This is a genomic window from Kitasatospora sp. HPM-01-4 (genome assembly GCF_051374625.1).
Classification (GTDB): Bacteria; Actinomycetota; Actinomycetes; order Streptomycetales; family Streptomycetaceae; genus Kitasatospora.
This window is the reverse complement of record NZ_JBPQGP010000005.1, coordinates 3550245-3570927: the sequence shown is the minus strand read 5'-3', so window position 1 is coordinate 3570927 and position 20683 is coordinate 3550245. Positions and strand designations below refer to the sequence as shown.

Here is a 20683-nt window from a genome sequence, read left to right as displayed (position 1 = left end):
GAGGCAGCGTATGCGTTCGAGGGCGAAGTGTCCCGGCTTGATTTCGCCGATCTTGGCCGAAGTGCTCCGTACCGGGGGGTAAGCTGCACGCACTATGCGCATCCTCGTAACCGGCGGTGCCGGGTTCATCGGTTCGGAGTTCGTCCGGTCGCAGCTCGGCGCGGACGGCGGGGCCAGGATCACGGTCCTGGACAAGCTCACGTATTCGGGCGTGGAGGCCAATCTGGCCCCCGTGGCCGGCCACGCGGGCTACACCTTCGTCCAGGGCGACATCTGCGACCCCGAGGTGGTCGACGATGTGATGCCGGGTCATGACGCGGTGGTGCACTTCGCCGCCGAGTCCCACGTCGACCGCTCGATCGCGGGCGCCGGACCGTTCGTACGAACCAACGTGACGGGCACTCAAGTCCTGCTGGACGCCGCCCGGAAGCACGGCGTGGGGCGCTTCGTCCACGTCTCCACGGACGAGGTCTACGGCTCGATCCCCCAGGGCTCCTGGACGGAGGAGTGGCCGCTGGCCCCCAACTCCCCGTACTCCGCCTCCAAGGCGGGCAGTGACCTGCTGGCGCTGGCCTACCACCGCACCCACGGCATGGACGTGGTGGTCACCCGCTGCTCCAACAACTACGGGCACTACCAGTTCCCCGAGAAGGTCATCCCGCTGTTCACCACCAACCTGATCGACGGGAAGAAGGTGCCGCTCTACGGCGAGGGCGCCAACATCCGCGACTGGCTGCACGTTTCGGACCACTGCCGGGGCATCGACCTGGTGCTGCGCGGCGGCCGGGCGGGCGAGGTCTACAACATCGGCGGCGGCACCGAGGTCACCAACAAGGAGCTGACCGGCCTGCTGCTGGAGGCCACCGGCCGCGGCTGGGAGATGGTCGAGCGGGTGGCCGACCGCAAGGGGCACGACCTGCGCTACTCGCTGGACATCAGCAAGATCCGCACCGAGCTCGGGTACGAGCCGCAGGTCTCCTTCGCCGAGGGGCTGGCCGCGACCATCGACTGGTACCGGGAGAACCGGGCCTGGTGGGAGCCGCTGAAGGCCGGCCTGAAGCCCGGGTCGGTGCAGGGGTGACCCGCTGGCTGGTCACCGGCGCGGGCGGGATGCTCGGGCGTGACCTGCTGGACGTGCTGGCCGGTGAGCAGGTCACCGCGCTGGACCGGGCCGCCCTGGACATCACCGATGCCGAGGCCGTCCGGGCCGCCGTCGCCGGGCACGACGTCGTGGTCAACTGCGCGGCGTGGACCGACGTGGACGGCGCCGAGAGCGCGGAGGACGCGGCGACCGCCGTGAACGGTACGGCGGTCGAGCACCTCGCCCGGGCCTGTGCCACGGCCGGGGCGCGGCTGCTGCAGGTGTCGACGGACTACGTGCTGCCGGGTGACGCCTCGCAGCCGTACGCCGAGTCCACGGCCACCGGACCGGTCAACGCCTACGGGCGCAGCAAGCTGGCGGGCGAGCGGGCGGTCACCCGGCTGCTGCCCGAGGCCGGGTACATCGTGCGCACCGCCTGGCTGTACGGGGAGCACGGACGGAACTTCGTCGCCACCATGCTGGCGCTGGCCGCCCGGCAGGAGACCGTCCAGGTGGTCGACGACCAGTACGGGCAGCCCACCTGGTCCTACCGACTCGCCCTCCGGCTAGCCGAGTTGGGGCGGTCGAAGGCCGCCCCGCCCGGGATCTACCACGGCACCGCCTCCGGGCAGGCCAGCTGGTACGAGCTGGCGCGCGCCGCCTTCGAGCTGGCCGGCCTGGACCCGGAGCGGGTGCGCCCGACCGACTCGTCCGCCTTCCGCCGCCCGGCCCTCCGCCCGAACTACAGCGTCCTCAGCCACGAGCGCTGGTCCGAGGCGGGCCTGCCTCCACTGCCGCACTGGCGTGACTCTCTGGCGGAGGCCTTCCAGCGGTCCGCCTTCAGCGCGGTGTGAACCTCCCCGGCATTCCCCGCGGCCGGCAGGCGCCTTCCTTGGGTGCGTCCGGATCCACGCCCCGGTGGGCCTGCTGACATCACGTCATGAGTGGGGCGGGGAGCCCTTCACGGGGGTGCGCGGCCACCCCCGCGGCGGCTTCACCCGTTCGCCGCGTTACCCCGCGTCCGTGGCCGGCGTTCCCCTTCGGGGGACCGCCCGGGCCACGGAAGGCGTCAACGGCTGTGCAACTCTCGACCCTCACCTCGATCACCGGCATCGTGGTGCTGGCCTACATCCTGGAACTCCTCCGCCGGCAGCAGCTGCGCGAGAAGTACGCGGCGATCTGGCTCTGTATCGGCCTGGTGGTGGCCCCACTCGGCTTCTTCCCGTCGCTGCTGGACTCCACCGCCCGCAGTGTCGGGGTGGCCTCGGGAGTGAGCCTGGTGCTGTTCGCCGGGTTCGTCCTGGTGCTGCTGGTCAGCCTGCACCTCAGCTGGGAGGCCAGCAGGCTGGAGGCCAAGACCCGCACACTGGCCGAGGACATCGCGCTCATCCGCTCCCGGCTCACCGAGCTTCCGGGGAACTCCGGTGAAGGAAGCGCCCGGTGACCCCCGACGGCCGCCGTGTCCTGATCATCATCCCGGCCTGGAACGAGGCCGACGGCCTCTCGGCGGTGCTCGGCGAGATCAAGCGCCAACTGCCCTACGTGGACACCCTGGTGGTGGACGACGGCTCCGCCGACCGGACCGCCGAGGTGGCCGCGGCGGCCGGCTCCGCGGTGGCCCGGCTGCCGTTCAACCTCGGCGTCGGCGGTGCGATGCGGCTCGGCTACCGCTACGCCCGGGAGCACGGGTACGACGTGGCGGTCCAGGTGGACGCGGACGGCCAGCACGACCCGTCCTACATCCCCGCCCTGCTGGAGCGGCTCGGTGAGGCCGACCTGGTGATCGGCGCCCGGTTCTGCGGCGAGGGCGAGTACCGGGTACGCGGTCCGAGGCGCTGGGCCATGGCGCTGCTCTCGGTGATCCTCTCCAGGCTCACCCGTACCCGCCTCACCGACACCACCTCCGGATTCCGCGCCTGCAACCGGCCGTTGATCGAGTTCTTCGCCCGCTGGTACCCCGTCGAGTACCTGGGCGACACCGTGGAGAGCCTGGTCGGCGCGGCCCGTTGCGGCTTCTCGGTCCGCCAGGTGCCGGTGGCCATGCGGGCCCGCACCACCGGGCGGCCGAGCGCCTCACCGCTGAAGGCGATGGTCTACCTGGTCCGGGCCGGTCTGGTGCTGCTGCTCGCGGTGATCCGCCGGATGCCCGGGGAGCTGAAGGAGCTGGCCCCCGGCTCCGTGGCCTACGAGGCCTACCTGGCGGAGCAGGCGGCGCGCCGCCCGCTGGCGAGGGAGGGCTGAGTGGCGCGCTTCGAGATCACCCTGCCGTACTACGGCGACGTCGCCCTGATGCGGGACGCCGTCCGCAGCGTGCTCGCCCAGGACGGCGGCGACTGGCGGCTCACCGTGGTGGACGACGGCCGGGAGCCGGGCGTCCCCGAGTGGTTCGAGCACCTCGCCGACCCCCGGGTCAGGTACTACCGCAACGAGCGCAACCTCGGCGTCACCGGCAACTTCAACCGCTGCGTCGAGCTCGCCGAGTACGAGTACCTGGTGCTGATAGGCAGCGACGACCTGATGCACCCCGACTACCTCTCCGTGGTCCGCCGGGCCGCCGAGCGCGAGCCCGGGGCCGCGATGATCCAGCCGGGCGTCCGGGTGATCGGCGGCGACGGGCTCCCGTACGACACCCTCGCCGACCGCACCAAGCGCAGGCTCTACGCCCCCAGGGGGCCGGGGCGCCTGCTCGGCGGCGAGGAGCTGGCCGTCAGCCTGCTGCGCGGCAACTGGCTCTACTTCCCGTCCGTCTGCTGGCGCACCGAGGCGGTGCGGCGCTTCGGCTTCCGCGCCGACCTCGGGGTGATCCAGGACCTCGCGCTGGTCATCGACCTGCTGGTGGCGGGGGAGAGCCTGGCCACCACCCCCGAGGTCTGCTTCGGCTACCGGCGGCACCCGGCCAGCGAGTCCTCGGCCACCGCGTACACCGGACACCGCTTCGAGGAGGCCAAGCGCTTCTTCCGGGAGACCGCCGACCGGCTCGCGGCCCTCGGCTGGCCGCGCGCCGCCAGGGTCTCCCGACGGCACCTCTCCTCCCGGCTGCACGCCCTCACCCTGCTGCCCGCGGCCACCCGCCACGCCGGTGCCCCGGGCGCGGCGGCGATGCTCAGGCACGCCCTTCGATAGCGCCCTCGATCGTCTCAACACTCAGTGGCAGCAGGGGAGTTATGGTGAGAGCACGGACGGGACGGGCCGCTGGGCCGCACGGTGCGCTGCCACCCGGCACCCAGGCCGTGGCCGCCGGGACGGTGGTGCTCGGCGGGGCCTCGTACCTGCACCTGGCCGTCGCCGGACACAGCCTGTCCACCCGGGACATGGCGGGCGTCTCGGTGCTCTGGACCGTGCTGATGTCGGTCGGCATCGGCCTGTTCTTCCCGATCGAGCAGGAGCTCACCCGGATCGTCGCCGCCCGCGCGGTGCGCGGCGAGGGCGTGGGGCCGGTGCTGCGCCGGGCCGCGCTGCTCACCGGCGGCGTGCTGGCCGCCGTACTCGGCCTGCTGGCCGCGGCCGCCGGCCCGCTGGCCGGCCTGCTCTTCCACGGTGACCGCGCCCTGGTGACCGCGCTCGGCACCGCCTTCGCCGCGATGGCCTGCTGCTACCTGACCAGGGGCATCCTGGCCGGCCTCGGCCGCTTCGGCGCGTACGGGACCCAGCTGGGCCTGGACGGGGCGCTGAGGATCCTGCTCGCCCTCGGCTGCGCCCTGGCCGGAGCGCACTCCGCGCTCGCGTTCAGCCTGGTCCTGACCGCCGCGCCGCTGCTCGCCCTGCTCGCCACCCTGCCGGCCACGGTCCGCGGCGCCCGCCCGGGGCCACCCGTCGGATGGTCCGAACTTCTTCGCGGACTCGGCCTGTTGACCTGCTCGACGCTGCTCGCGCAGTGGATGGTCAGCGCCGCCGTCGTCAGCGTCCAGCTGCTCGACGCGGCCGACGTGGGGCTGATCGCCGCCCTGCTCGGCGCACTGGTGCTGGCCCGGGTCCCGATCTTCGTCTTCGGCGCGCTGCAGGCCTCCCTGCTCTCCGGCCTCGCCGCCTCGGTCGCCCGGGGGCGGCACGCCGCCTTCGCCGCGCTGCTGCGCCGGGCCGCCCTGGCGGTGGCCCTGCTCTCGCTCGGCCTGGGCCTGCCCGCCGTCGCGCTCGGCCCTTGGCTGGTCCGGCTGCTGTTCGCCGCCCCGCCGGCGCTGACCAGGGCGGACTTCCTCTGGCTGGCACTGGGTACGCTCTGCTACCTGCAGGCGATGGTGCTCGGCCAGGGCCTGATCGTGCTGCACCGCCACCGGGTCCAGCTCGCCTGCTGGGTGCTGGGCACCGCCGCCCTGGTCGCCGTCACCCTGCTGCCGGGCCGGCTGGCCACCCTGGTGTGCCTGGCCTACGCGGCCGGCACGGTGAGCACCGTCGCCGGGATGCTGCTCGGCCTGCGCCGCCGTCCCGGGGCGCCGGTACGGGCCGGTGAGTCCACCCGGACGCTCGACGCGGTTTGACAGTCCGCGTGACCTGGGTAACCTTCCGCACTCCGATTGGCGTTCCGGTGCACTCCTGTGGCAGTATGTCCAAGTTGCTCGGTTGAGTGCCGATGCTGCGCGCCTCCCGCCGGGAGGACTGGAAGCGAGTCCCATGTACTCGTCGTTCCCGTGATGGCCGTTCATGTGTTCACGTGCTTTGTGTGAATGCAGTGGTGTGTAAGCGACACCGCGGCAGCTGCGGGGCGAAAGTACGGGAATCTTCCGGGAAGCGTGGGCGGGGCCTCGATCCGGCGCCTGGTGGGTGCAAGGCCTCACCGATCGAGAGCGGAAATCCGAACAAGAGAGCATCTTGTCCGGTTTTTTGCAAGCGGAAGGGCGACACGCCCGACCGCGTGGGTCGGAGAAGCAACCACCCCAGGGGGCCGCCGGACCAGTCCACCCGGACGAATCCGGTCGCAGAAGCAGCAGACGACAGAAGGACTACGAAGTAGCCATGGCGGGACAGAAGATCCGCATCCGGCTCAAGGCCTACGACCACGAGGTCATCGACTCCTCGGCGAAGAAGATCGTCGAGACGGTGATTCGCACTGGTGCGCAGGTCGCGGGCCCGGTGCCGCTGCCCACTGAGAAGAACGTGTACTGCGTCATCCGCTCGCCGCACAAGTACAAGGACTCGCGCGAGCACTTCGAGATGCGTACTCACAAGCGTCTGATCGACATCCTCGACCCCACGCCGAAGACGGTTGACTCGCTGATGCGTCTCGACCTGCCGGCCGGCGTCGACATCGAGATCAAGCTCTGAGAGGCGCACCGAAGATGGCTAAGCAGATTAAGGGCATCCTGGGCGAGAAGCTCGGCATGACCCAGGTCTGGGACGAGAACAACCGGGTCGTCCCGGTGACCGTCGTCAAGGCCGGGCCGAATGTCGTGACCCAGGTCCACACCGCCGACAGCCCGGCCGGCTACGACGCCGTGCAGATCGGCTTCGGCGAGATCGACCCGCGCAAGGTGAACAAGCCCCTCGTGGGTCACTTCGCCAAGGCCGGTGTCACCCCGCGCCGCCACCTGGTCGAGCTCCGTACCTCGGACGCCTCCGAGTACACCCTGGGCCAGGAGATCACCGCCGAGCTGTTCGAGGCGGGTGTCAAGGTCGACGTGACCGGCACCTCCAAGGGCAAGGGCTTCGCCGGTGTCATGAAGCGTCACAACTTCAAGGGCCTCGGCGCCGGTCACGGCACCCAGCGCAAGCACCGTTCGCCCGGTTCCATCGGTGGCTGTGCCACCCCGGGCCGCGTGTTCAAGGGCATGCGCATGGCTGGTCGGATGGGTCACGAGCGTGTGACCACCCAGAACCTGACCGTGCACGCGGTCGACGCGGAGAAGGGCCTGCTGCTCATCAAGGGCGCAATCCCGGGTCCGAACGGCGGCCTCGTCCTCGTCCGCACCGCGGCGAAGGGGCTGTGAGGAAATGAGCACCATTGACATCCTGTCGCCGGCTGGCGACAAGGCCGGCAGCATCGAGCTGCCCGCCGAGATCTTCGACGCCAAGGTCAGCATCCCGCTGATGCACCAGGTCGTCGTGGCGCAGCTCGCTGCGGCCCGTCAGGGCACTCACAAGGTCAAGAACCGTGGCGAGGTCCGCGGCGGTGGCAAGAAGCCGTACCGCCAGAAGGGCACCGGCCGCGCCCGTCAGGGCTCGACCCGCGCGCCGCAGTTCGCCGGTGGTGGCGTCGTGCACGGTCCCGTGCCGCGTGACTACTCGCAGCGGACCCCGAAGAAGATGATCGCCGCCGCTCTGCGTGGCGCGCTCACCGACCGGGCCCGCCACGAGCGCATCCACGTCATCACCGCCGTGACCGCGACCGAGGCGCCGTCGACCAAGGCCGCCAAGGGCCTGTTCGGCAAGATCACCGAGCGCAAGAACGTCCTCCTGGTCGTCGAGCGCGAGGACGAGCTGGGCCTCAAGTCCGCTCGCAACCTGCCGAACGTCCACATCCTGGACGCCGGTCAGCTGAACACCTACGACGTGCTCGTCTCCGACGATGTGGTCTTCACCCAGGCCGCCTTCGAGCGCTTCGTGGCCGGTCCGGCCGCGTCCGCCAAGGCCGTTGCCGCTGAGGGCGAGCTCGAAGGGAGCGCCGCCTGATGAGCGACGTTACGAGCAAGACGTTCACGGACCCCCGTGACGTCCTGGTGAAGCCGGTCATCTCCGAGAAGAGCTACGCGCTCCTCGACGAGAACAAGTACACGTTCATCGTGTCGCCGGGCGCCAACAAGACCCAGATCAAGCAGGCCGTCGAGGCGGTCTTCTCGGTCAAGGTCGAGGCCGTCAACACGATCAACCGCCAGGGCAAGCGCAAGCGCTCCCGCACCGGTTTCGGCAAGCGCAAGGACACCAAGCGCGCCATCGTGACGCTGGCCGAGGGCAACCGCATCGACATCTTCGGTGGTCCGGTCTCCGCCTGACGGAGAACGTGATCGTCGATAAGGACGAGGACGAGAGAAGCCAATGGGCATCCGCAAGTACAAGCCGACTACGCCGGGCCGTCGTGGCTCCAGCGTGGCCGACTTCGTAGAAATCACGCGGTCCACGCCGGAGAAGTCGCTGGTTCGCCCCCTGCACAGCAAGGGCGGCCGTAACAACGCCGGTCGTGTCACCGCTCGCCACCAGGGTGGCGGTCACAAGCGCGCCTACCGTGTGATCGACTTCCGTCGTCACGACAAGGACGGCGTGCCGGCCAAGGTCGCGCACATCGAGTACGACCCGAACCGCACCGCGCGCATCGCGCTCCTGCACTACGCGGACGGCGAGAAGCGCTACATCATCGCCCCGCGCGGTGTTGCTCAGGGTGACCGGATCGAGAACGGCGCTGGCGCCGACATCAAGCCGGGCAACAACCTGCCGCTGCGCAACATCCCGGTCGGTACCACCATCCACGCGGTGGAGCTGCGTCCCGGTGGCGGTGCCAAGCTGGCCCGCTCCGCCGGCTCCGGCATCCAGCTGCTCGCCCGTGAGGGTCGCATGGCGCACCTGCGCATGCCCTCCGGTGAGATCCGCCTGGTGGACGCGCGCTGCCGCGCGACCGTCGGCGAGGTCGGCAACGCCGAGCAGTCGAACATCAACTGGGGCAAGGCCGGCCGTATGCGCTGGAAGGGCGTCCGCCCGACCGTGCGTGGTGTCGCCATGAACCCGATCGACCACCCGCACGGTGGTGGTGAGGGTAAGACCTCCGGTGGTCGCCACCCGGTCTCGCCGTGGGGTAAGCCCGAGGGCCGTACCCGTCGCCCGAACAAGGCGTCGGACAAGCTCATCGTGCGCCGCCGCAAGACCAACAAGAAGCGCTAGGAGCAGGTCAGATGCCGCGCAGTCTCAAGAAGGGCCCCTTCATCGACGGCCACCTCATCAAGAAGGTGGACGCTCAGAACGAAGCCGGTACCCAGAACGTCATCAAGACCTGGTCCCGTCGTTCCGTGATCTCCCCGAGCATGCTCGGTCACACGATCGCGGTTCACGATGGCCGCAAGCACGTCCCGGTGTTCGTCACCGAGTCGATGGTCGGCCACAAGCTCGGCGAGTTCGCTCCCACGCGCACCTTCAAGGGGCACGTGAAGGAAGACCGCAAGTCGAAGCGTCGCTAGTCGACCCTTCAGGCTTCGAGCTTGAGCGTCAGAACGACTAAGTGACTTACTCCATTAAGGGGACAACCATGGAAGCCAGGGCTCAGGCGCGGTACATCCGCGTGACGCCCATGAAGGCCCGCCGCGTGGTGGACCTCATCCGTGGCCTGAACGCCACGGAGGCCCAGGCGGTCCTGCGTTTCGCTCCGCAGGCCGCCACCGTGCCGGTCGGCAAGGTGCTCGACAGCGCCATTGCCAACGCCGCGCACAACTACAACCACTCCAACGTGGACGACCTCTACATCTCTGAGGCGTACGTTGACGAGGGCCCGACCCTGAAGCGGTTCCGTCCGCGCGCCCAGGGCCGTGCCTACCGGATCCGCAAGCGGACCAGCCACATCACCGTGGTCGTCAGCAGCAAGGAAGGGACCCGGTAATGGGCCAGAAGGTTAACCCGCACGGGTTCCGCCTCGGCATCAGCACGGACTTCAAGTCCCGCTGGTACGCCGACAAGCTGTACAAGGACTACGTCAAGGAAGACGTTGCCATTCGTCGCATGATGACGAAGGGCATGGAGCGGGCCGGCATCTCGAAGGTTGAGATCGAGCGCACCCGCGACCGCGTCCGCGTTGACATCCACACCGCTCGCCCCGGCATCGTCATCGGTCGCCGTGGCACCGAGGCCGACCGCATCCGCGGCGACCTGGAGAAGCTGACCGGCAAGCAGGTCCAGCTGAACATCCTCGAGGTCAAGAACCCCGAGCTGGACGCCCAGCTCGTGGCTCAGGGCGTCGCGGAGCAGCTGTCCTCCCGCGTCTCCTTCCGCCGTGCCATGCGCAAGAGCATGCAGGGCACCATGAAGTCCGGCGCCAAGGGCATCAAGGTCCAGTGCTCCGGTCGTCTCGGCGGCGCCGAGATGAGCCGTTCGGAGTTCTACCGCGAGGGCCGTGTGCCGCTGCACACCCTGCGCGCGAACGTCGACTACGGCTTCTTCGAGGCCAAGACCACCTTCGGCCGCATCGGCGTGAAGGTCTGGATCTACAAGGGCGACGTCAAGAACATCGCCGAGGTCCGCGCCGAGAACGCCGCTGCCCGCTCGGGCAACCGCCCGGCCCGTCCCGAGGGCGGTCGTCCCGCCCGCGGTGGCGAGCGCCGTGGTGGCGAGCGCGGTGGCCGTGGTCGTCGTCCCGCCGCCACCGAGGCTCCGGCCCAGGTGACCGAGGCGCCGGCCGCTGAGAACACCGGAACGGAGGCCTGACCCCATGCTGATCCCTCGCAGGGTCAAGCACCGCAAGCAGCACCACCCCAAGCGTGGTGGCGCCGCCAAGGGTGGCACCGAGCTGGCGTTCGGCCAGTACGGCATCCAGGCCGTGACCCCGGCCTACGTGACGAACCGTCAGATCGAGTCCGCTCGTATCGCGATCACCCGTCACATCCGTCGTGGTGGCAAGGTCTGGATCAACATCTACCCGGACCGCCCGCTCACCAAGAAGCCGGCCGAGACCCGCATGGGTTCCGGTAAGGGTTCGCCGGAGTGGTGGATCGCGAACGTGCACCCGGGTCGGGTCATGTTCGAGCTGTCGTACCCGAACGAGAAGGTTGCTCGCGAGGCGCTCACCCGCGCCGCGCACAAGCTGCCGATGAAGTGCCGGATCGTCCGGCGCGAGGACGGTGAGAGCTGATGTCGGCCGCTACCAAGGCTGCTGAGCTTCGCTCGCTGGACAACGAGGCTCTCGTTGCCAAGCTTCGCGAGGCCAAGGAGGAGCTGTTCAACCTCCGCTTCCAGGCGGCGACCGGGCAGCTCGACAACCACGGACGGCTCAAGCTCGTCCGCAAGGACATCGCGCGGATCTACACCCTGATGCGCGAGCGCGAGCTGGGCATCGAGACGGTGGAGAACGCCTGATGACTGAGAACACCAACGAGACGCGCGGTTTCCGCAAGACCCGTGAGGGTCTCGTCGTCAGCGACAAGATGGACAAGACCGTCGTCGTCGCCGTCGAGGACCGCGTCAAGCACGCTCTGTACGGCAAGGTCATTCGCCGTACGAACAAGCTGAAGGCGCACGACGAGCAGAACGCTTGCGGCGTGGGCGACCGGGTTCTCCTGATGGAGACCCGCCCGCTGTCCGCGACGAAGCGCTGGCGCGTCGTCGAGATCCTCGAGAAGGCCAAGTAACGAAGTCGATGCGGTACGGCCGTATGTGCAGCGGGTCCCTCACGGGACGCCGGTGTGAGCAGCGGCCGGCCGGTCAACTCTCGTTGACGATCAGGAGAAAGCTGTGATCCAGCAGGAGTCGCGACTGCGCGTCGCCGACAACACGGGTGCCAAGGAGATTCTCTGCATCCGCGTTCTCGGTGGCTCCGGTCGCCGCTACGCCGGTATCGGGGACGTCATCGTCGCGACCGTCAAGGACGCGATCCCCGGTGGTTCGGTGAAGAAGGGTGACGTCGTCAAGTGCGTCGTCGTCCGCACCGTGAAGGAGCGCCGTCGTCCGGACGGTTCCTACATCCGGTTCGACGAGAACGCCGCCGTCGTCCTCAAGAACACCGAGGGTGACCCCCGTGGTACCCGCATCTTCGGCCCCGTGGGCCGCGAGCTGCGTGACAAGAAGTTCATGAAGATCATCTCGCTGGCGCCGGAGGTGCTCTAACCCATGGCGAACAGCATGAAGATCAAGAAGGGTGATCTGGTTCAGGTCATCACCGGCAAGGACAAGGGCAAGCAGGGCAAGGTCATCAAGGCCATCCCCGCTGAGCAGAAGGTCCTGGTCGAGGGTGTGAACCGGGTCAAGAAGCACACCAAGCCGGGCCCGGGTACTCAGGGTGGCATTGTCACCGTCGAGGCCCCGGTGCACGTCTCCAACGTCCAGCTGGTCGTGGAGAAGGACGGCAAGAAGGTCGTCACCCGTGTTGGGTACCGCTTCGATGACGAGGGCAACAAGATCCGTGTTGCCAAGCGGACCGGTGAGGACATCTGATGTCTGAGACGACTGTTGAGAAGGTGACCCCGCGTCTCAAGGAGCGTTACAACTCCGAGATCAAGGGCCAGCTGCACGAGCAGTTCAAGTACGAGAACGTCATGCTGATCCCCGGCCTGGTCAAGGTCGTGGTCAACATGGGTGTCGGCGAGGCTGCCCGTGACAGCAAGCTGATCGAGGGCGCGATCCGCGACCTGACCGCGATCACCGGTCAGAAGCCGGCCGTGACCAAGGCTCGCAAGTCCATCGCGCAGTTCAAGCTGCGCGAGGGCCAGCCGATCGGCACCCACGTCACCCTCCGTGGTGACCGCATGTGGGAGTTCCTGGACCGTCTGGTTTCGCTGGCTCTGCCGCGTATCCGTGACTTCCGTGGTCTCTCCCCCAAGCAGTTCGACGGCCGTGGCAACTACACCTTCGGTCTGACCGAGCAGGTTATGTTCCACGAGATCGACCAGGACAAGGTCGACCGTCAGCGCGGTATGGACATCACCGTCGTGACCACCGCTCAGACCGACGACGAGGGCCGGGCGCTCCTGCGTGCCCTGGGCTTCCCGTTCAAGGAGGCGTGAGCCAATGGCGAAGAAGTCCCTGATCGCTAAGTCCGAGCGCAAGCCGAAGTTCGCTGTCCGGGCTTACACCCGCTGCCAGCGCTGCGGCCGTCCGCACTCGGTGTACCGCAAGTTCGGCCTGTGCCGTGTGTGCCTCCGTGAGATGGCCCACCGCGGCGAGCTGCCGGGCGTGACCAAGAGCTCCTGGTAATCAGCGAGTTCTAGGCATCCAGCGAAGCAGTGGTGCCCGGCCCCTACTTTTGGGCTTCCATTGGGAATCCCGTAAGGTGGTGGGGTCGGGCCCCCTGCCGCGGCACCTCCATAGGTGTCTGCGGTCCTCCTGTGAGGGCTCGCAACCCAGTCTTACTACGTCGTAGGTCCCCTGCGCTTGTGCCCCTTTCGCACTCTCCGAGTGCGCGGAGGGGGACCTGGTGCGGAGAAACCACGGCGAGAGAGGCCTGAGGCCACCATGACCATGACCGACCCCATCGCAGACATGCTCACGCGTCTGCGTAACGCGAACTCGGCGTACCACGACACCGTCGTGATGCCGTCGAGCAAGATCAAGGCGAACGTCGCCGAGATCCTGCAGCAGGAGGGGTACATCTCCTCCTACAAGGTTGAGGACCCGGCAGAGGGCGAGGTCGGCAAGAAGCTGACCGTCGAGCTCAAGTTCGGCCCCAACCGTGAGCGCTCCATCGCCGGCATCAAGCGCATCAGCAAGCCGGGTCTGCGCGTTTACGCAAAGTCCACCAACCTGCCGAAGGTTCTCGGCGGCCTGGGCGTGGCGATCATCTCCACGTCGTCCGGCCTCCTGACCGACAAGCAGGCCGCCAAGAAGGGCGTAGGCGGAGAAGTTCTCGCCTACGTCTGGTAATTCGGGAAACGGAGGTACAGCAATGTCGCGCATTGGACGGCTGCCCATCTCGGTTCCCGCCGGCGTGGACGTCACCATCGATGGCCAGACGGTCTCGGTGAAGGGCCCCAAGGGCTCCCTCACCCACGTCGTCGCCGCGCCGATCGAGATCGGCAAGGGCGAGGACGGCACTGTGGTCGTCACCCGCCCGAACGACGAGCGTATGTCGAAGGCCCTGCACGGCCTGAGCCGCACGCTGGTGGCGAACATGATCACCGGCGTGACCGCGGGCTACCGCAAGTCGCTGGAGATCAGCGGTGTTGGTTACCGCGTCGCGGCGAAGGGCTCCAGCATGGAGTTCTCGCTCGGCTACAGCCACCCGATCCTGGTCGAGGCGCCGGAGGGCATCTCCTTCGTCGTCGAGTCGCCCACCAAGTTCCACGTGGACGGCATCGACAAGCAGAAGGTCGGCGAGGTCGCCGCCAAGATCCGCAAGCTGCGCAAGCCCGACCCGTACAAGGCCAAGGGCGTCAAGTACGCGGGCGAGGTCATCCGCCGCAAGGTCGGAAAGAGTGGTAAGTAAGCGATGAGCGTCTCTGTCAAGATCGGCAAGGGTAACGCCTACAAGAGCGCCGCTCGCAAGCGCCGCGCGATCCGCGTTCGCAAGCGCGTCGTCGGCACCGAGGTGCGTCCGCGCCTCGTTGTGACGCGCTCGAACCGTCACATGGTCGCCCAGGTCATCGACGACGCCAAGGGTCACACCCTGGCGTCGGCGTCCACCCTCGACGTGTCCATCAAGGGCGCCGAGGGCGACAAGACCGAGCTGGCCAAGAAGGTCGGGAGCCTGGTCGCCGAGCGCGCCAAGGCCGCCGGCATCGAGTCGGTCGTCTTCGACCGCGCGGGCAACCGGTACGCCGGCCGCATCGCCGCTCTGGCGGACGCGGCTCGTGAGGCCGGGCTCGACTTCTAAGCCGCTCGTCGGCTCTGTCGACGGACGTAAACGAGAGAGGTAATTCCAATGGCTGGACCCCAGCGCCGCGGTAGCGGCGCCGGCGGCGGCACCGGCGGCGAGCGGCGCGACCGTAAGCGTGACGACCGGGGCGCCGCCCAGGTTGTCGAGAAGACCGCTTACGTCGAGCGCGTCGTCGCGATCAACCGTGTCGCCAAGGTTGTCAAGGGTGGTCGTCGCTTCAGCTTCACCGCGCTGGTCGTGGTGGGCGACGGTGACGGCACCGTGGGTGTCGGTTACGGGAAGGCGAAGGAGGTTCCGGCCGCCATCGCCAAGGGCGTTGAGGAGGCCAAGAAGAACTTCTTCAAGGTTCCCCGTATCCAGGGCACCATCCCGCACCCCATCCAGGGCGAGAAGGCCGCCGGCGTCGTGCTGCTGAAGCCGGCGTCCCCCGGTACCGGTGTTATCGCCGGTGGTCCGGTGCGCGCCGTCCTGGAGTGCGCCGGCGTTCACGACATCCTGTCGAAGTCGCTCGGCTCGGACAACGCGATCAACATCGTGCACGCCACCGTGGCTGCTCTGAAGGGCCTCGTCCGCCCCGAGGAGATCGCTGCCCGCCGTGGCCTGCCGCTGGAGGACGTGGCTCCCGCCGCTCTGCTGCGGGCTCGTGCTGCAGGGGTGAGCGCCTGATGGCTCGCCTGAAGATCACGCAGACCAAGTCCTACATCGGCAGCAAGCAGAACCACCGCGAGACGCTGCGCTCGCTGGGTCTGAAGCGCATGCACGATGTGGTCGTCAAGGAGGACCGTCCCGAGATCCGCGGGATGGCCCAGACCGTGCGTCACCTCGTCACGGTCGAGGAGGTGGACTGACATGGCGGACTCGCCGATCAAGATCCACAACCTGCGTCCCGCCCCGGGTGCCAAGACCGACAAGATCCGTGTCGGCCGTGGTGAGGGCTCGAAGGGTAAGACCGCAGGTCGTGGTACCAAGGGCACCAAGGCCCGCTACCAGGTTCCGCAGCGCTTCGAGGGTGGCCAGATGCCGCTCCACATGCGCCTGCCGAAGCTGAAGGGCTTCAAGAACCCGGCCCACAAGCAGTTCCAGGTCGTGAACCTGGACAAGCTGGCCGAGCTCTACCCGCAGGGTGGCGAGGTCACCATCGCCGGCCTGGTCGAGAAGGGCGCCGTTCGCAAGAACGAGCTCGTCAAGATCCTGGGCCAGGGCGAGATCTCCGTGGCGCTGCAGGTGACGGTCGACGCCGTCTCCGCCTCGGCCGCCGAGAAGATCACCGCCGCCGGCGGCTCCGTGACCGAGCTCATCTGAGACCGGTGACTCGCGGGCCCGGCACCTCCCGAAAGGGGGTGCCGGGCCCGTTCTCTTTGTGTGTCAAATCCGGGCATCCCGTACCCCATAAGAAGGGGAGCGGCGGGATCTGCTTTTTCCGGGTGGCCACACACTGTTAGAGTCCGTGGAGTTCCCTTGTACGCTGGCGCGAGTTTTGCCCGCGCCACCCGCAGAGGGAACAGTTCATCTCCCCCATCAGGACCGACCCTCCCGCCGTCATGGGCGGGAGGCGCAGGAGGCACCGTGCTCAGTGCGTTCGCGCGGGCGTTCCAGACGCCCGACCTGCGCAAAAAGCTGCTGTTCACGCTGGGCATCATGGTGCTGTTCCGGCTGGGCGCACACATTCCGGTGCCGGGCGTCAACTTCGTCGCGGTCAACCAGTGCTACAAGCAGACCACCTCGGGTCTGTTCGGCCTGGTCAACCTCTTCAGCGGTGGAGCGCTGCTCCAGCTGACGATCTTCGCGCTCGGCATCATGCCGTACATCACGGCCAGCATCATCCTCCAGCTCCTCACCGTGGTGATCCCGCGGCTCGAGGCGCTGAAGAAGGAGGGCCAGGCCGGCACCGCCAAGATCACCCAGTACACCCGTTACCTGACCATCGCGCTCGCGGTGCTGCAGGGCACCGGCATCGTGGCCACGGCCTCCAGCGGTGCGCTGTTCCCCGGTTGCGTGGCCGCCAACCAGATCGTGCCGGACCAGTCGGTCTTCCGGATCGCGGTCATGGTCATCACGATGGCCGCCGGCACCACGGTGATCATGTGGCTGGGTGAGCTGATCACCGACCGCGGCATCGGCAACGGCATGTCCATCCTGATCTTCACCTCCATCGCGGCCGGCTTCCCGGGCTCGATGTGGGCGATCAAGCAGTCGGGCAAGCTGTTCGGCGGCTGGGGCGAGTTCTTCAGCGTCATCGCGGTCGGCATCGTCGTGGTGGTCCTGGTGATCTTCGTCGAGCAGGCCCAGCGACGGATCCCCGTCCAGTACGCCAAGCGCATGATCGGCCGCCGGGCCTTCGGCGGCACCTCGACCTACATCCCGCTGAAGGTGAACCAGGCCGGTGTCATCCCGGTCATCTTCGCCTCGTCGCTGCTGTACATCCCGGCTCTGGTGGTCCAGCTGACCAACAGCCAGGCGGGCTGGGCGACCTGGATCCGGACCAACTTCGTCAAGGGTGACCACCCCGTCTACATGGTCACGTACTTCGTGCTGATCGTGTTCTTCGCCTTCTTCTACGTCGCCATCTCCTTCAACCCCGAAGAAGTTGCCGACAACATGAAGAAGTATGGTGGGTTCATCCCGGGCATCCGGGCAGGCCGCCCGACGGCCGAGTACCTTAACTACGTGCTGACCCGTATCACGTGGCCTGGTGCGCTCTATCTGGGCATGATCGCGCTGATCCCGATGATCGCCTTGGTCGCCTTCGGACAGCAGACCAACTTCCCGTTCGGCGGCACCAGCGTCCTCATCGTCGTCGGCGTCGGACTCGAAACTGTGAAGCAGATCGAGAGCCAGCTCCAGCAGCGTAATTACGAAGGGTTCCTCCGCTGATGCGTATCGTCCTCGTCGGACCTCCCGGGGCCGGGAAGGGTACTCAGGCGCACGTGCTCGCCAAGACCCTGTCCATCCCCCACATCTCCACCGGTGACCTGTTCCGCGCCAACATCAGCCAGGGCACCCCGCTGGGGCTGGAGGCGAAGGCGTACATGGACGAGGGCCGCCTGGTGCCGGATGAGGTCACCATCGGCATGGCCAAGGACCGGATGCTGCAGCCGGACGCGGCCAACGGCTTCCTGCTCGACGGCTTCCCGCGCAACCTGGGCCAGGCCAAGGCGCTGGACGAGTTCCTGGCCGAGCAGGGCATAGGGCTCGACGGTGTGCTCGACCTGGAGGTCCCCGAGGAGGAGGTCGTCAAGCGGATCGCCGGTCGCCGGCTGTGCCGCAAGGACGGCGCCCACGTGTTCCACGTGGTCTACAACCCGCCGGCGGCCGAGGGCGTCTGCGACGAGTGCGGTGGCGAGCTCTACCAGCGCTCGGACGACACCGAGGCGGCCGTGCGGGTCCGGCTGGAGGAGTACCACTCCAAGACCGAGCCGATCATCGGCTACTACGGCGACCAGGGCCTGCTGGTGACCATCTCGGCACTGGGCAAGGTCGACGAGGTGACCGAGCGCGCGGTCGCCGCCCTGGAGCAGAAGAAGAACGCCTGAGAACGCCCTGGAGACGGCCGGGAGACCCCACCTACGGGGATTCCCGGCCGTCTCGGCGTCGTACGGTGGTATGAGTGCACGGCCGCCCGGCAAGGACCGGGCGCGCGACGAACAGTGGAAGGCGTGACCAGATGGTGGAGATCAAGACCCCCGAGCAGATCGCGAAGATGCGGGTGGCCGGGCTGGTCGTCGCCGAGGCGCTCAAGGCATGCCGGGAGGCGGTCGCCCCCGGCATCACCACGGGCGAGCTCAACGACATCGCGGACAAGGTCATCACCTCGCACGGTGCCACCTCCAACTTCCGTGCCGACCACGGTGGCCTCTGGTTCCCCGGTGTGATCTGCGCCTCGGTCAACAACGAGGTGGTGCACGGCATCCCCGGTGACCGGGTGCTGATGGAGGGCGACCTGATCTCGATCGACTGCGGCGCGATCGTGGACGGCTGGCACGGCGACGCGGCGATCTCCGTTCCGGTCGGCGAGGTCCGTCCCGAGGTCGAGATGCTCAGCCGGGTGACCGAGGGCTCGATGTGGGCCGGCATCGCCCAGATGAAGAAGGGCAACCGCCTGGTCGACGTCTCCAAGGCGATCGAGGGCTTCATCCGCCGCCAGCCGCTGCCCCCCAAGGGCAAGTGGGGCATCACCGAGGGGTACGGCGGCCACGGCATCGGCAGCGCGATGCACATGGAGCCGCACGTGCTGAACTACGTCGAGGGCCGCCGGGGCAAGGGCGTCAAGCTGATCCCCGGCACCGTGCTGGCGATCGAGCCGATGGTCTCGCTCGGCACCCCGCACACCGCGGTGCTGGAGGACGACTGGACGGTCGTGACCAACGACGGCACCTGGGCCGCGCACTGGGAGCACTCGGTGGCCATCACCGAGCAGGGCCCGCTGGTCCTCACCGCCTTCGACGGCGGCAAGGCCGCGCTGGCCAAGCTGGGCATCACGGCGGCTCCGGACCCGCTGGCCTGAGCCTGATACGCGTTCAGGGGCCCGGAGGTTTAGACCTCCGGGCCCCTTTGTCCTATTTTGGTCTGTCGGTAACGGCTTCACAGCAGAAAAAGAGGAGAGCAGTGCTCAAGGGGTTCCGGGATTTCATGATGCGCGGCAACGTCATCGACATGGCGGTCGGTGTCGTGATCGGTGCGGCGTTCACGGGCGTGGTGAACGGCTTCGTCTCGGCCTTCCTGACCCCGCTGGTGGGTGTGGTGGTCGGTGCGGCCGGCGACTTCGGGAGCTACCGGGCCACCGTGGCGGACGTCACCTTCCCGTACGGGCAGTTCCTCAACGTGCTGATCGCCTTCGTGATGACCGCCGCCGTCCTGTACTTCTGCGTGGTGCTCCCGGTCAGCAAGGCCACCGCCCGCTACCTGCCGAAGAAGCCCAAGGCGGCCCTGCGGCCGTGCCCCGAGTGCCTGACCGAGATCCCCGAGGCGGCCACCCGCTGCTCGGCCTGCACCGCCCAGGTGCAGCCGCAGGCGGCGCTGAGTCGGCCCTGATTTCGTCTTGGGCCGATGCTTGGTTTACGATGGTGCGTCGGCTCACTCGTAGCGTGCTTCGGCACGCCCTCTTCCCACGGGGCTAAACCTCCGGTAGGGGTGGGGTGGACCCAGGCTCGCACGAGCGTGCCGCATGCGGTAGCCGGCCCCGGAAGGTGGATCTCGCAGTTCATGGCAAAGAAGCAAGGCGCCATTGAGATCGAGGGCACCGTGATCGAGTCTCTTCCGAACGCCATGTTCAAGGTCGAGCTGCAGAACGGTCACAAGGTCCTCGCGCACATCAGCGGCAAGATGCGTATGCACTACATCCGCATCCTCCCGGACGACCGGGTCGTGGTGGAGCTCAGCCCCTATGACCTGACTCGCGGCCGGATCGTCTACCGGTACAAGTAAACAACCGTCAGATCTAGACCCGGAGAACCTGAACCATGAAGGTCAAGCCGAGCGTCAAGAAGATCTGCGACAAGTGCAAGGTGATCCGCCGCCACGGTCGGGTCATGGTGATCTGCGACAACCTGCGCCACAAGCAGCGCCAGGGCTGATCTCTCCCCAGCATTTCTCGTAGTACTTCGCGCGACGCGAAAACGTCATAAGCGGGCCGTCCGATCCAGCCGGGAGGCTGGACTGCCACCCCCGGGCAGAGGCCGGGGCTCCCTCACCGTGAGGTGTCGGAGTAGGCGGCACGTCAGACCTCTGAAGAACCACAGGAGCCATCAATGGCACGCCTTTCCGGCGTTGATCTCCCCCGCGAGAAGCGGATCGAGATCGCCCTCACCTACGTCTACGGCATCGGCCGCACCCGCGCCCAGCAGACGCTGGTCGAGACCGGTGTGAACCCGGACATCCGCGTCCGTGACATCACCGAGGAAGACCTCGTCAAGCTGCAGAAGTTCATCGACGCGAACTTCGAGGTCGAGGGTGACCTCCGCCGTGCGGTGGCCGCCGACATCCGCCGCAAGGTGGAGATCGGTTGCTACGAGGGTCTGCGTCACCGTCGCGGCCTGCCGGTCCGCGGTCAGCGCACCCACACCAACGCGCGTACCCGCAAGGGCCCGCGTCGCGCGATTGCCGGCAAGAAGAAGCCGGGCAAGAAGTAGTCCGCCCGTAACCGGACATCCCTCCGGCCCGCGGGTTAGCGG

The 20683-nt window shown here is 68.0% G+C and carries 34 protein-coding genes; all 34 read left to right on the top strand.

What is annotated here, in order from left to right; genetic code table 11:
* Positions 1-94 precede the first annotated feature (94 nt).
* Positions 95-1081 carry a dTDP-glucose 4,6-dehydratase gene (gene rfbB, locus ACSMTC_RS15185; RefSeq protein WP_436560216.1) on the top strand — a complete coding sequence of 329 codons (987 nt, stop codon included), beginning with the start codon at positions 95-97 and terminating at the stop codon, positions 1079-1081.
* On the top strand, positions 1078-1935 hold the full coding sequence (gene rfbD / locus ACSMTC_RS15180) for a dTDP-4-dehydrorhamnose reductase (protein ID WP_436560215.1): 858 nt from the start codon (positions 1078-1080) through the stop codon (positions 1933-1935). The genes rfbB and rfbD overlap by 4 nt, the downstream gene beginning before the upstream one ends.
* Positions 1936-2159: 224 nt before the next feature.
* Positions 2160-2525 carry a DUF2304 family protein gene (locus ACSMTC_RS15175; RefSeq protein WP_436560214.1) on the top strand — a complete coding sequence of 122 codons (366 nt, stop codon included), beginning with the start codon at positions 2160-2162 and terminating at the stop codon, positions 2523-2525.
* Complete coding sequence (locus ACSMTC_RS15170; protein ID WP_436560213.1) at positions 2522-3322, top strand: glycosyltransferase family 2 protein; 801 nt, start codon at positions 2522-2524, stop codon at positions 3320-3322. Before ACSMTC_RS15175 ends, ACSMTC_RS15170 begins: the two co-directional genes overlap by 4 nt.
* Positions 3323-4204: a glycosyltransferase family 2 protein gene (locus tag ACSMTC_RS15165; protein WP_436560212.1), complete on the top strand. Its 882-nt coding sequence runs from the start codon at positions 3323-3325 to the stop codon at positions 4202-4204.
* A 44-nt stretch (positions 4205-4248) separates the two neighbouring features.
* Positions 4249-5556, top strand: coding sequence for a hypothetical protein (locus tag ACSMTC_RS15160; RefSeq protein WP_436560211.1), 1308 nt, complete (start codon positions 4249-4251; stop codon positions 5554-5556).
* A 475-nt stretch (positions 5557-6031) separates the two neighbouring features.
* On the top strand, positions 6032-6340 hold the full coding sequence (gene rpsJ / locus ACSMTC_RS15155) for a 30S ribosomal protein S10 (protein WP_012785157.1): 309 nt from the start codon (positions 6032-6034) through the stop codon (positions 6338-6340).
* Between the two features lie 14 nt (positions 6341-6354).
* Positions 6355-7002, top strand: a complete 648-nt coding sequence (gene rplC / locus ACSMTC_RS15150) for a 50S ribosomal protein L3 (RefSeq protein WP_436560210.1) — start codon at positions 6355-6357, stop codon at positions 7000-7002.
* A 4-nt stretch (positions 7003-7006) separates the two neighbouring features.
* Positions 7007-7684: a 50S ribosomal protein L4 gene (gene rplD, locus ACSMTC_RS15145; protein ID WP_375930655.1), complete on the top strand. Its 678-nt coding sequence runs from the start codon at positions 7007-7009 to the stop codon at positions 7682-7684.
* A complete protein-coding gene (rplW, locus tag ACSMTC_RS15140; RefSeq protein WP_436560209.1) occupies positions 7684-8004 on the top strand; it encodes a 50S ribosomal protein L23 in 321 nt (106 codons plus the stop codon). Before rplD ends, rplW begins: the two co-directional genes overlap by 1 nt.
* A 43-nt stretch (positions 8005-8047) precedes the next feature.
* Complete coding sequence (rplB, locus tag ACSMTC_RS15135) at positions 8048-8884, top strand: 50S ribosomal protein L2 (RefSeq protein WP_436560208.1); 837 nt, start codon at positions 8048-8050, stop codon at positions 8882-8884.
* Positions 8885-8895: 11 nt separating this feature from the next.
* A complete protein-coding gene (rpsS, locus tag ACSMTC_RS15130) occupies positions 8896-9177 on the top strand; it encodes a 30S ribosomal protein S19 (protein WP_110670521.1) in 282 nt (93 codons plus the stop codon).
* A gap of 68 nt (positions 9178-9245) precedes the next feature.
* Positions 9246-9593 (top strand): 50S ribosomal protein L22, encoded by a 348-nt coding sequence (rplV, locus tag ACSMTC_RS15125; RefSeq protein ID WP_030232471.1) that lies wholly within the window; start codon positions 9246-9248, stop codon positions 9591-9593.
* Complete coding sequence (gene rpsC / locus ACSMTC_RS15120) at positions 9593-10414, top strand: 30S ribosomal protein S3 (RefSeq protein WP_344634814.1); 822 nt, start codon at positions 9593-9595, stop codon at positions 10412-10414. Before rplV ends, rpsC begins: the two co-directional genes overlap by 1 nt.
* A 4-nt stretch (positions 10415-10418) precedes the next feature.
* On the top strand, positions 10419-10838 hold the full coding sequence (gene rplP / locus ACSMTC_RS15115) for a 50S ribosomal protein L16 (RefSeq protein ID WP_344634813.1): 420 nt from the start codon (positions 10419-10421) through the stop codon (positions 10836-10838).
* Positions 10838-11062: a 50S ribosomal protein L29 gene (rpmC, locus tag ACSMTC_RS15110; protein WP_403062834.1), complete on the top strand. Its 225-nt coding sequence runs from the start codon at positions 10838-10840 to the stop codon at positions 11060-11062. Before rplP ends, rpmC begins: the two co-directional genes overlap by 1 nt.
* Positions 11062-11334 carry a 30S ribosomal protein S17 gene (gene rpsQ, locus ACSMTC_RS15105; protein ID WP_014136278.1) on the top strand — a complete coding sequence of 91 codons (273 nt, stop codon included), beginning with the start codon at positions 11062-11064 and terminating at the stop codon, positions 11332-11334. Before rpmC ends, rpsQ begins: the two co-directional genes overlap by 1 nt.
* 103 nt (positions 11335-11437) lie before the next feature.
* The gene (gene rplN / locus ACSMTC_RS15100; protein ID WP_030232481.1) at positions 11438-11809 is read left to right on the top strand and encodes a 50S ribosomal protein L14; all 372 of its coding nucleotides are present in this window, start codon (positions 11438-11440) and stop codon (positions 11807-11809) included.
* Positions 11810-11824: 15 nt separating this feature from the next.
* Entirely contained in the window at positions 11825-12136 is a 312-nt protein-coding gene (gene rplX, locus ACSMTC_RS15095; RefSeq protein WP_436564691.1) for a 50S ribosomal protein L24, read from the top strand.
* Positions 12136-12705 carry a 50S ribosomal protein L5 gene (rplE, locus tag ACSMTC_RS15090; protein ID WP_207810339.1) on the top strand — a complete coding sequence of 190 codons (570 nt, stop codon included), beginning with the start codon at positions 12136-12138 and terminating at the stop codon, positions 12703-12705. The genes rplX and rplE overlap by 1 nt, the downstream gene beginning before the upstream one ends.
* A 4-nt stretch (positions 12706-12709) precedes the next feature.
* A complete protein-coding gene (locus tag ACSMTC_RS15085; RefSeq protein ID WP_344634811.1) occupies positions 12710-12895 on the top strand; it encodes a type Z 30S ribosomal protein S14 in 186 nt (61 codons plus the stop codon).
* Between the two features lie 258 nt (positions 12896-13153).
* The gene (rpsH, locus tag ACSMTC_RS15080) at positions 13154-13561 is read left to right on the top strand and encodes a 30S ribosomal protein S8 (RefSeq protein ID WP_436560207.1); all 408 of its coding nucleotides are present in this window, start codon (positions 13154-13156) and stop codon (positions 13559-13561) included.
* A 22-nt stretch (positions 13562-13583) separates the two neighbouring features.
* Entirely contained in the window at positions 13584-14123 is a 540-nt protein-coding gene (rplF, locus tag ACSMTC_RS15075) for a 50S ribosomal protein L6 (protein ID WP_436560206.1), read from the top strand.
* 3 nt (positions 14124-14126) lie between these two features.
* Entirely contained in the window at positions 14127-14510 is a 384-nt protein-coding gene (gene rplR / locus ACSMTC_RS15070; protein WP_030280785.1) for a 50S ribosomal protein L18, read from the top strand.
* Positions 14511-14558: 48 nt separating this feature from the next.
* Positions 14559-15179 (top strand): 30S ribosomal protein S5, encoded by a 621-nt coding sequence (gene rpsE / locus ACSMTC_RS15065; protein ID WP_045305885.1) that lies wholly within the window; start codon positions 14559-14561, stop codon positions 15177-15179.
* Complete coding sequence (gene rpmD, locus ACSMTC_RS15060) at positions 15179-15361, top strand: 50S ribosomal protein L30 (RefSeq protein WP_030300409.1); 183 nt, start codon at positions 15179-15181, stop codon at positions 15359-15361. Before rpsE ends, rpmD begins: the two co-directional genes overlap by 1 nt.
* A 1-nt stretch (position 15362) precedes the next feature.
* On the top strand, positions 15363-15815 hold the full coding sequence (rplO, locus tag ACSMTC_RS15055) for a 50S ribosomal protein L15 (protein WP_436560205.1): 453 nt from the start codon (positions 15363-15365) through the stop codon (positions 15813-15815).
* Between the two features lie 264 nt (positions 15816-16079).
* Positions 16080-17387 carry a preprotein translocase subunit SecY gene (secY, locus tag ACSMTC_RS15050; RefSeq protein ID WP_436560204.1) on the top strand — a complete coding sequence of 436 codons (1308 nt, stop codon included), beginning with the start codon at positions 16080-16082 and terminating at the stop codon, positions 17385-17387.
* Positions 17387-18046 (top strand): adenylate kinase, encoded by a 660-nt coding sequence (locus tag ACSMTC_RS15045; protein WP_436560203.1) that lies wholly within the window; start codon positions 17387-17389, stop codon positions 18044-18046. The genes secY and ACSMTC_RS15045 overlap by 1 nt, the downstream gene beginning before the upstream one ends.
* Positions 18047-18177: 131 nt before the next feature.
* Positions 18178-19017 carry a type I methionyl aminopeptidase gene (map, locus tag ACSMTC_RS15040; protein WP_436560202.1) on the top strand — a complete coding sequence of 280 codons (840 nt, stop codon included), beginning with the start codon at positions 18178-18180 and terminating at the stop codon, positions 19015-19017.
* A gap of 101 nt (positions 19018-19118) precedes the next feature.
* Positions 19119-19544 carry a large conductance mechanosensitive channel protein MscL gene (gene mscL / locus ACSMTC_RS15035; protein WP_436560201.1) on the top strand — a complete coding sequence of 142 codons (426 nt, stop codon included), beginning with the start codon at positions 19119-19121 and terminating at the stop codon, positions 19542-19544.
* 171 nt (positions 19545-19715) lie between these two features.
* Entirely contained in the window at positions 19716-19937 is a 222-nt protein-coding gene (infA, locus tag ACSMTC_RS15030) for a translation initiation factor IF-1 (RefSeq protein WP_003956442.1), read from the top strand.
* 35 nt (positions 19938-19972) lie between these two features.
* Positions 19973-20086 (top strand): 50S ribosomal protein L36, encoded by a 114-nt coding sequence (gene rpmJ, locus ACSMTC_RS15025; protein WP_003956441.1) that lies wholly within the window; start codon positions 19973-19975, stop codon positions 20084-20086.
* Positions 20087-20260: 174 nt separating this feature from the next.
* The gene (rpsM, locus tag ACSMTC_RS15020) at positions 20261-20641 is read left to right on the top strand and encodes a 30S ribosomal protein S13 (RefSeq protein ID WP_436560200.1); all 381 of its coding nucleotides are present in this window, start codon (positions 20261-20263) and stop codon (positions 20639-20641) included.
* Positions 20642-20683: the final 42 nt, after the last annotated feature.

Excerpts from the sequence above, each read along its gene's own strand:
- rpsM (WP_436560200.1), top strand. The coding sequence starts at position 20,261 with ATGGCACGCCTTTCCGGCGTTGATCTCCCCCGCGAGAAGCGGATCGAG.
- rplV (WP_030232471.1), top strand. The coding sequence starts at position 9,246 with ATGGAAGCCAGGGCTCAGGCGCGGTACATCCGCGTGACGCCCATGAAG.
- rplO (WP_436560205.1), top strand. The coding sequence starts at position 15,363 with ATGGCGGACTCGCCGATCAAGATCCACAACCTGCGTCCCGCCCCGGGT.
- rplC (WP_436560210.1), top strand. The coding sequence starts at position 6,355 with ATGGCTAAGCAGATTAAGGGCATCCTGGGCGAGAAGCTCGGCATGACC.
- rplE (WP_207810339.1), top strand. The coding sequence starts at position 12,136 with ATGTCTGAGACGACTGTTGAGAAGGTGACCCCGCGTCTCAAGGAGCGT.
- rpmC (WP_403062834.1), top strand. The coding sequence starts at position 10,838 with ATGTCGGCCGCTACCAAGGCTGCTGAGCTTCGCTCGCTGGACAACGAG.
- rplP (WP_344634813.1), top strand. The coding sequence starts at position 10,419 with ATGCTGATCCCTCGCAGGGTCAAGCACCGCAAGCAGCACCACCCCAAG.
- rplF (WP_436560206.1), top strand. The coding sequence starts at position 13,584 with ATGTCGCGCATTGGACGGCTGCCCATCTCGGTTCCCGCCGGCGTGGAC.
- ACSMTC_RS15045 (WP_436560203.1), top strand. The coding sequence starts at position 17,387 with ATGCGTATCGTCCTCGTCGGACCTCCCGGGGCCGGGAAGGGTACTCAG.
- rpsE (WP_045305885.1), top strand. The coding sequence starts at position 14,559 with ATGGCTGGACCCCAGCGCCGCGGTAGCGGCGCCGGCGGCGGCACCGGC.
- rplB (WP_436560208.1), top strand. The coding sequence starts at position 8,048 with ATGGGCATCCGCAAGTACAAGCCGACTACGCCGGGCCGTCGTGGCTCC.
- rpmD (WP_030300409.1), top strand. The coding sequence starts at position 15,179 with ATGGCTCGCCTGAAGATCACGCAGACCAAGTCCTACATCGGCAGCAAG.
- rpmJ (WP_003956441.1), top strand. The coding sequence starts at position 19,973 with ATGAAGGTCAAGCCGAGCGTCAAGAAGATCTGCGACAAGTGCAAGGTG.
- map (WP_436560202.1), top strand. The coding sequence starts at position 18,178 with ATGGTGGAGATCAAGACCCCCGAGCAGATCGCGAAGATGCGGGTGGCC.
- rplX (WP_436564691.1), top strand. The coding sequence starts at position 11,825 with ATGAAGATCAAGAAGGGTGATCTGGTTCAGGTCATCACCGGCAAGGAC.
- rpsJ (WP_012785157.1), top strand. The coding sequence starts at position 6,032 with ATGGCGGGACAGAAGATCCGCATCCGGCTCAAGGCCTACGACCACGAG.
- rpsQ (WP_014136278.1), top strand. The coding sequence starts at position 11,062 with ATGACTGAGAACACCAACGAGACGCGCGGTTTCCGCAAGACCCGTGAG.
- rpsC (WP_344634814.1), top strand. The coding sequence starts at position 9,593 with ATGGGCCAGAAGGTTAACCCGCACGGGTTCCGCCTCGGCATCAGCACG.
- ACSMTC_RS15085 (WP_344634811.1), top strand. The coding sequence starts at position 12,710 with ATGGCGAAGAAGTCCCTGATCGCTAAGTCCGAGCGCAAGCCGAAGTTC.
- rfbB (WP_436560216.1), top strand. The coding sequence starts at position 95 with ATGCGCATCCTCGTAACCGGCGGTGCCGGGTTCATCGGTTCGGAGTTC.
- rpsH (WP_436560207.1), top strand. The coding sequence starts at position 13,154 with ATGACCATGACCGACCCCATCGCAGACATGCTCACGCGTCTGCGTAAC.
- infA (WP_003956442.1), top strand. The coding sequence starts at position 19,716 with ATGGCAAAGAAGCAAGGCGCCATTGAGATCGAGGGCACCGTGATCGAG.
- rplR (WP_030280785.1), top strand. The coding sequence starts at position 14,127 with ATGAGCGTCTCTGTCAAGATCGGCAAGGGTAACGCCTACAAGAGCGCC.
- rplW (WP_436560209.1), top strand. The coding sequence starts at position 7,684 with ATGAGCGACGTTACGAGCAAGACGTTCACGGACCCCCGTGACGTCCTG.
- rpsS (WP_110670521.1), top strand. The coding sequence starts at position 8,896 with ATGCCGCGCAGTCTCAAGAAGGGCCCCTTCATCGACGGCCACCTCATC.
- rplD (WP_375930655.1), top strand. The coding sequence starts at position 7,007 with ATGAGCACCATTGACATCCTGTCGCCGGCTGGCGACAAGGCCGGCAGC.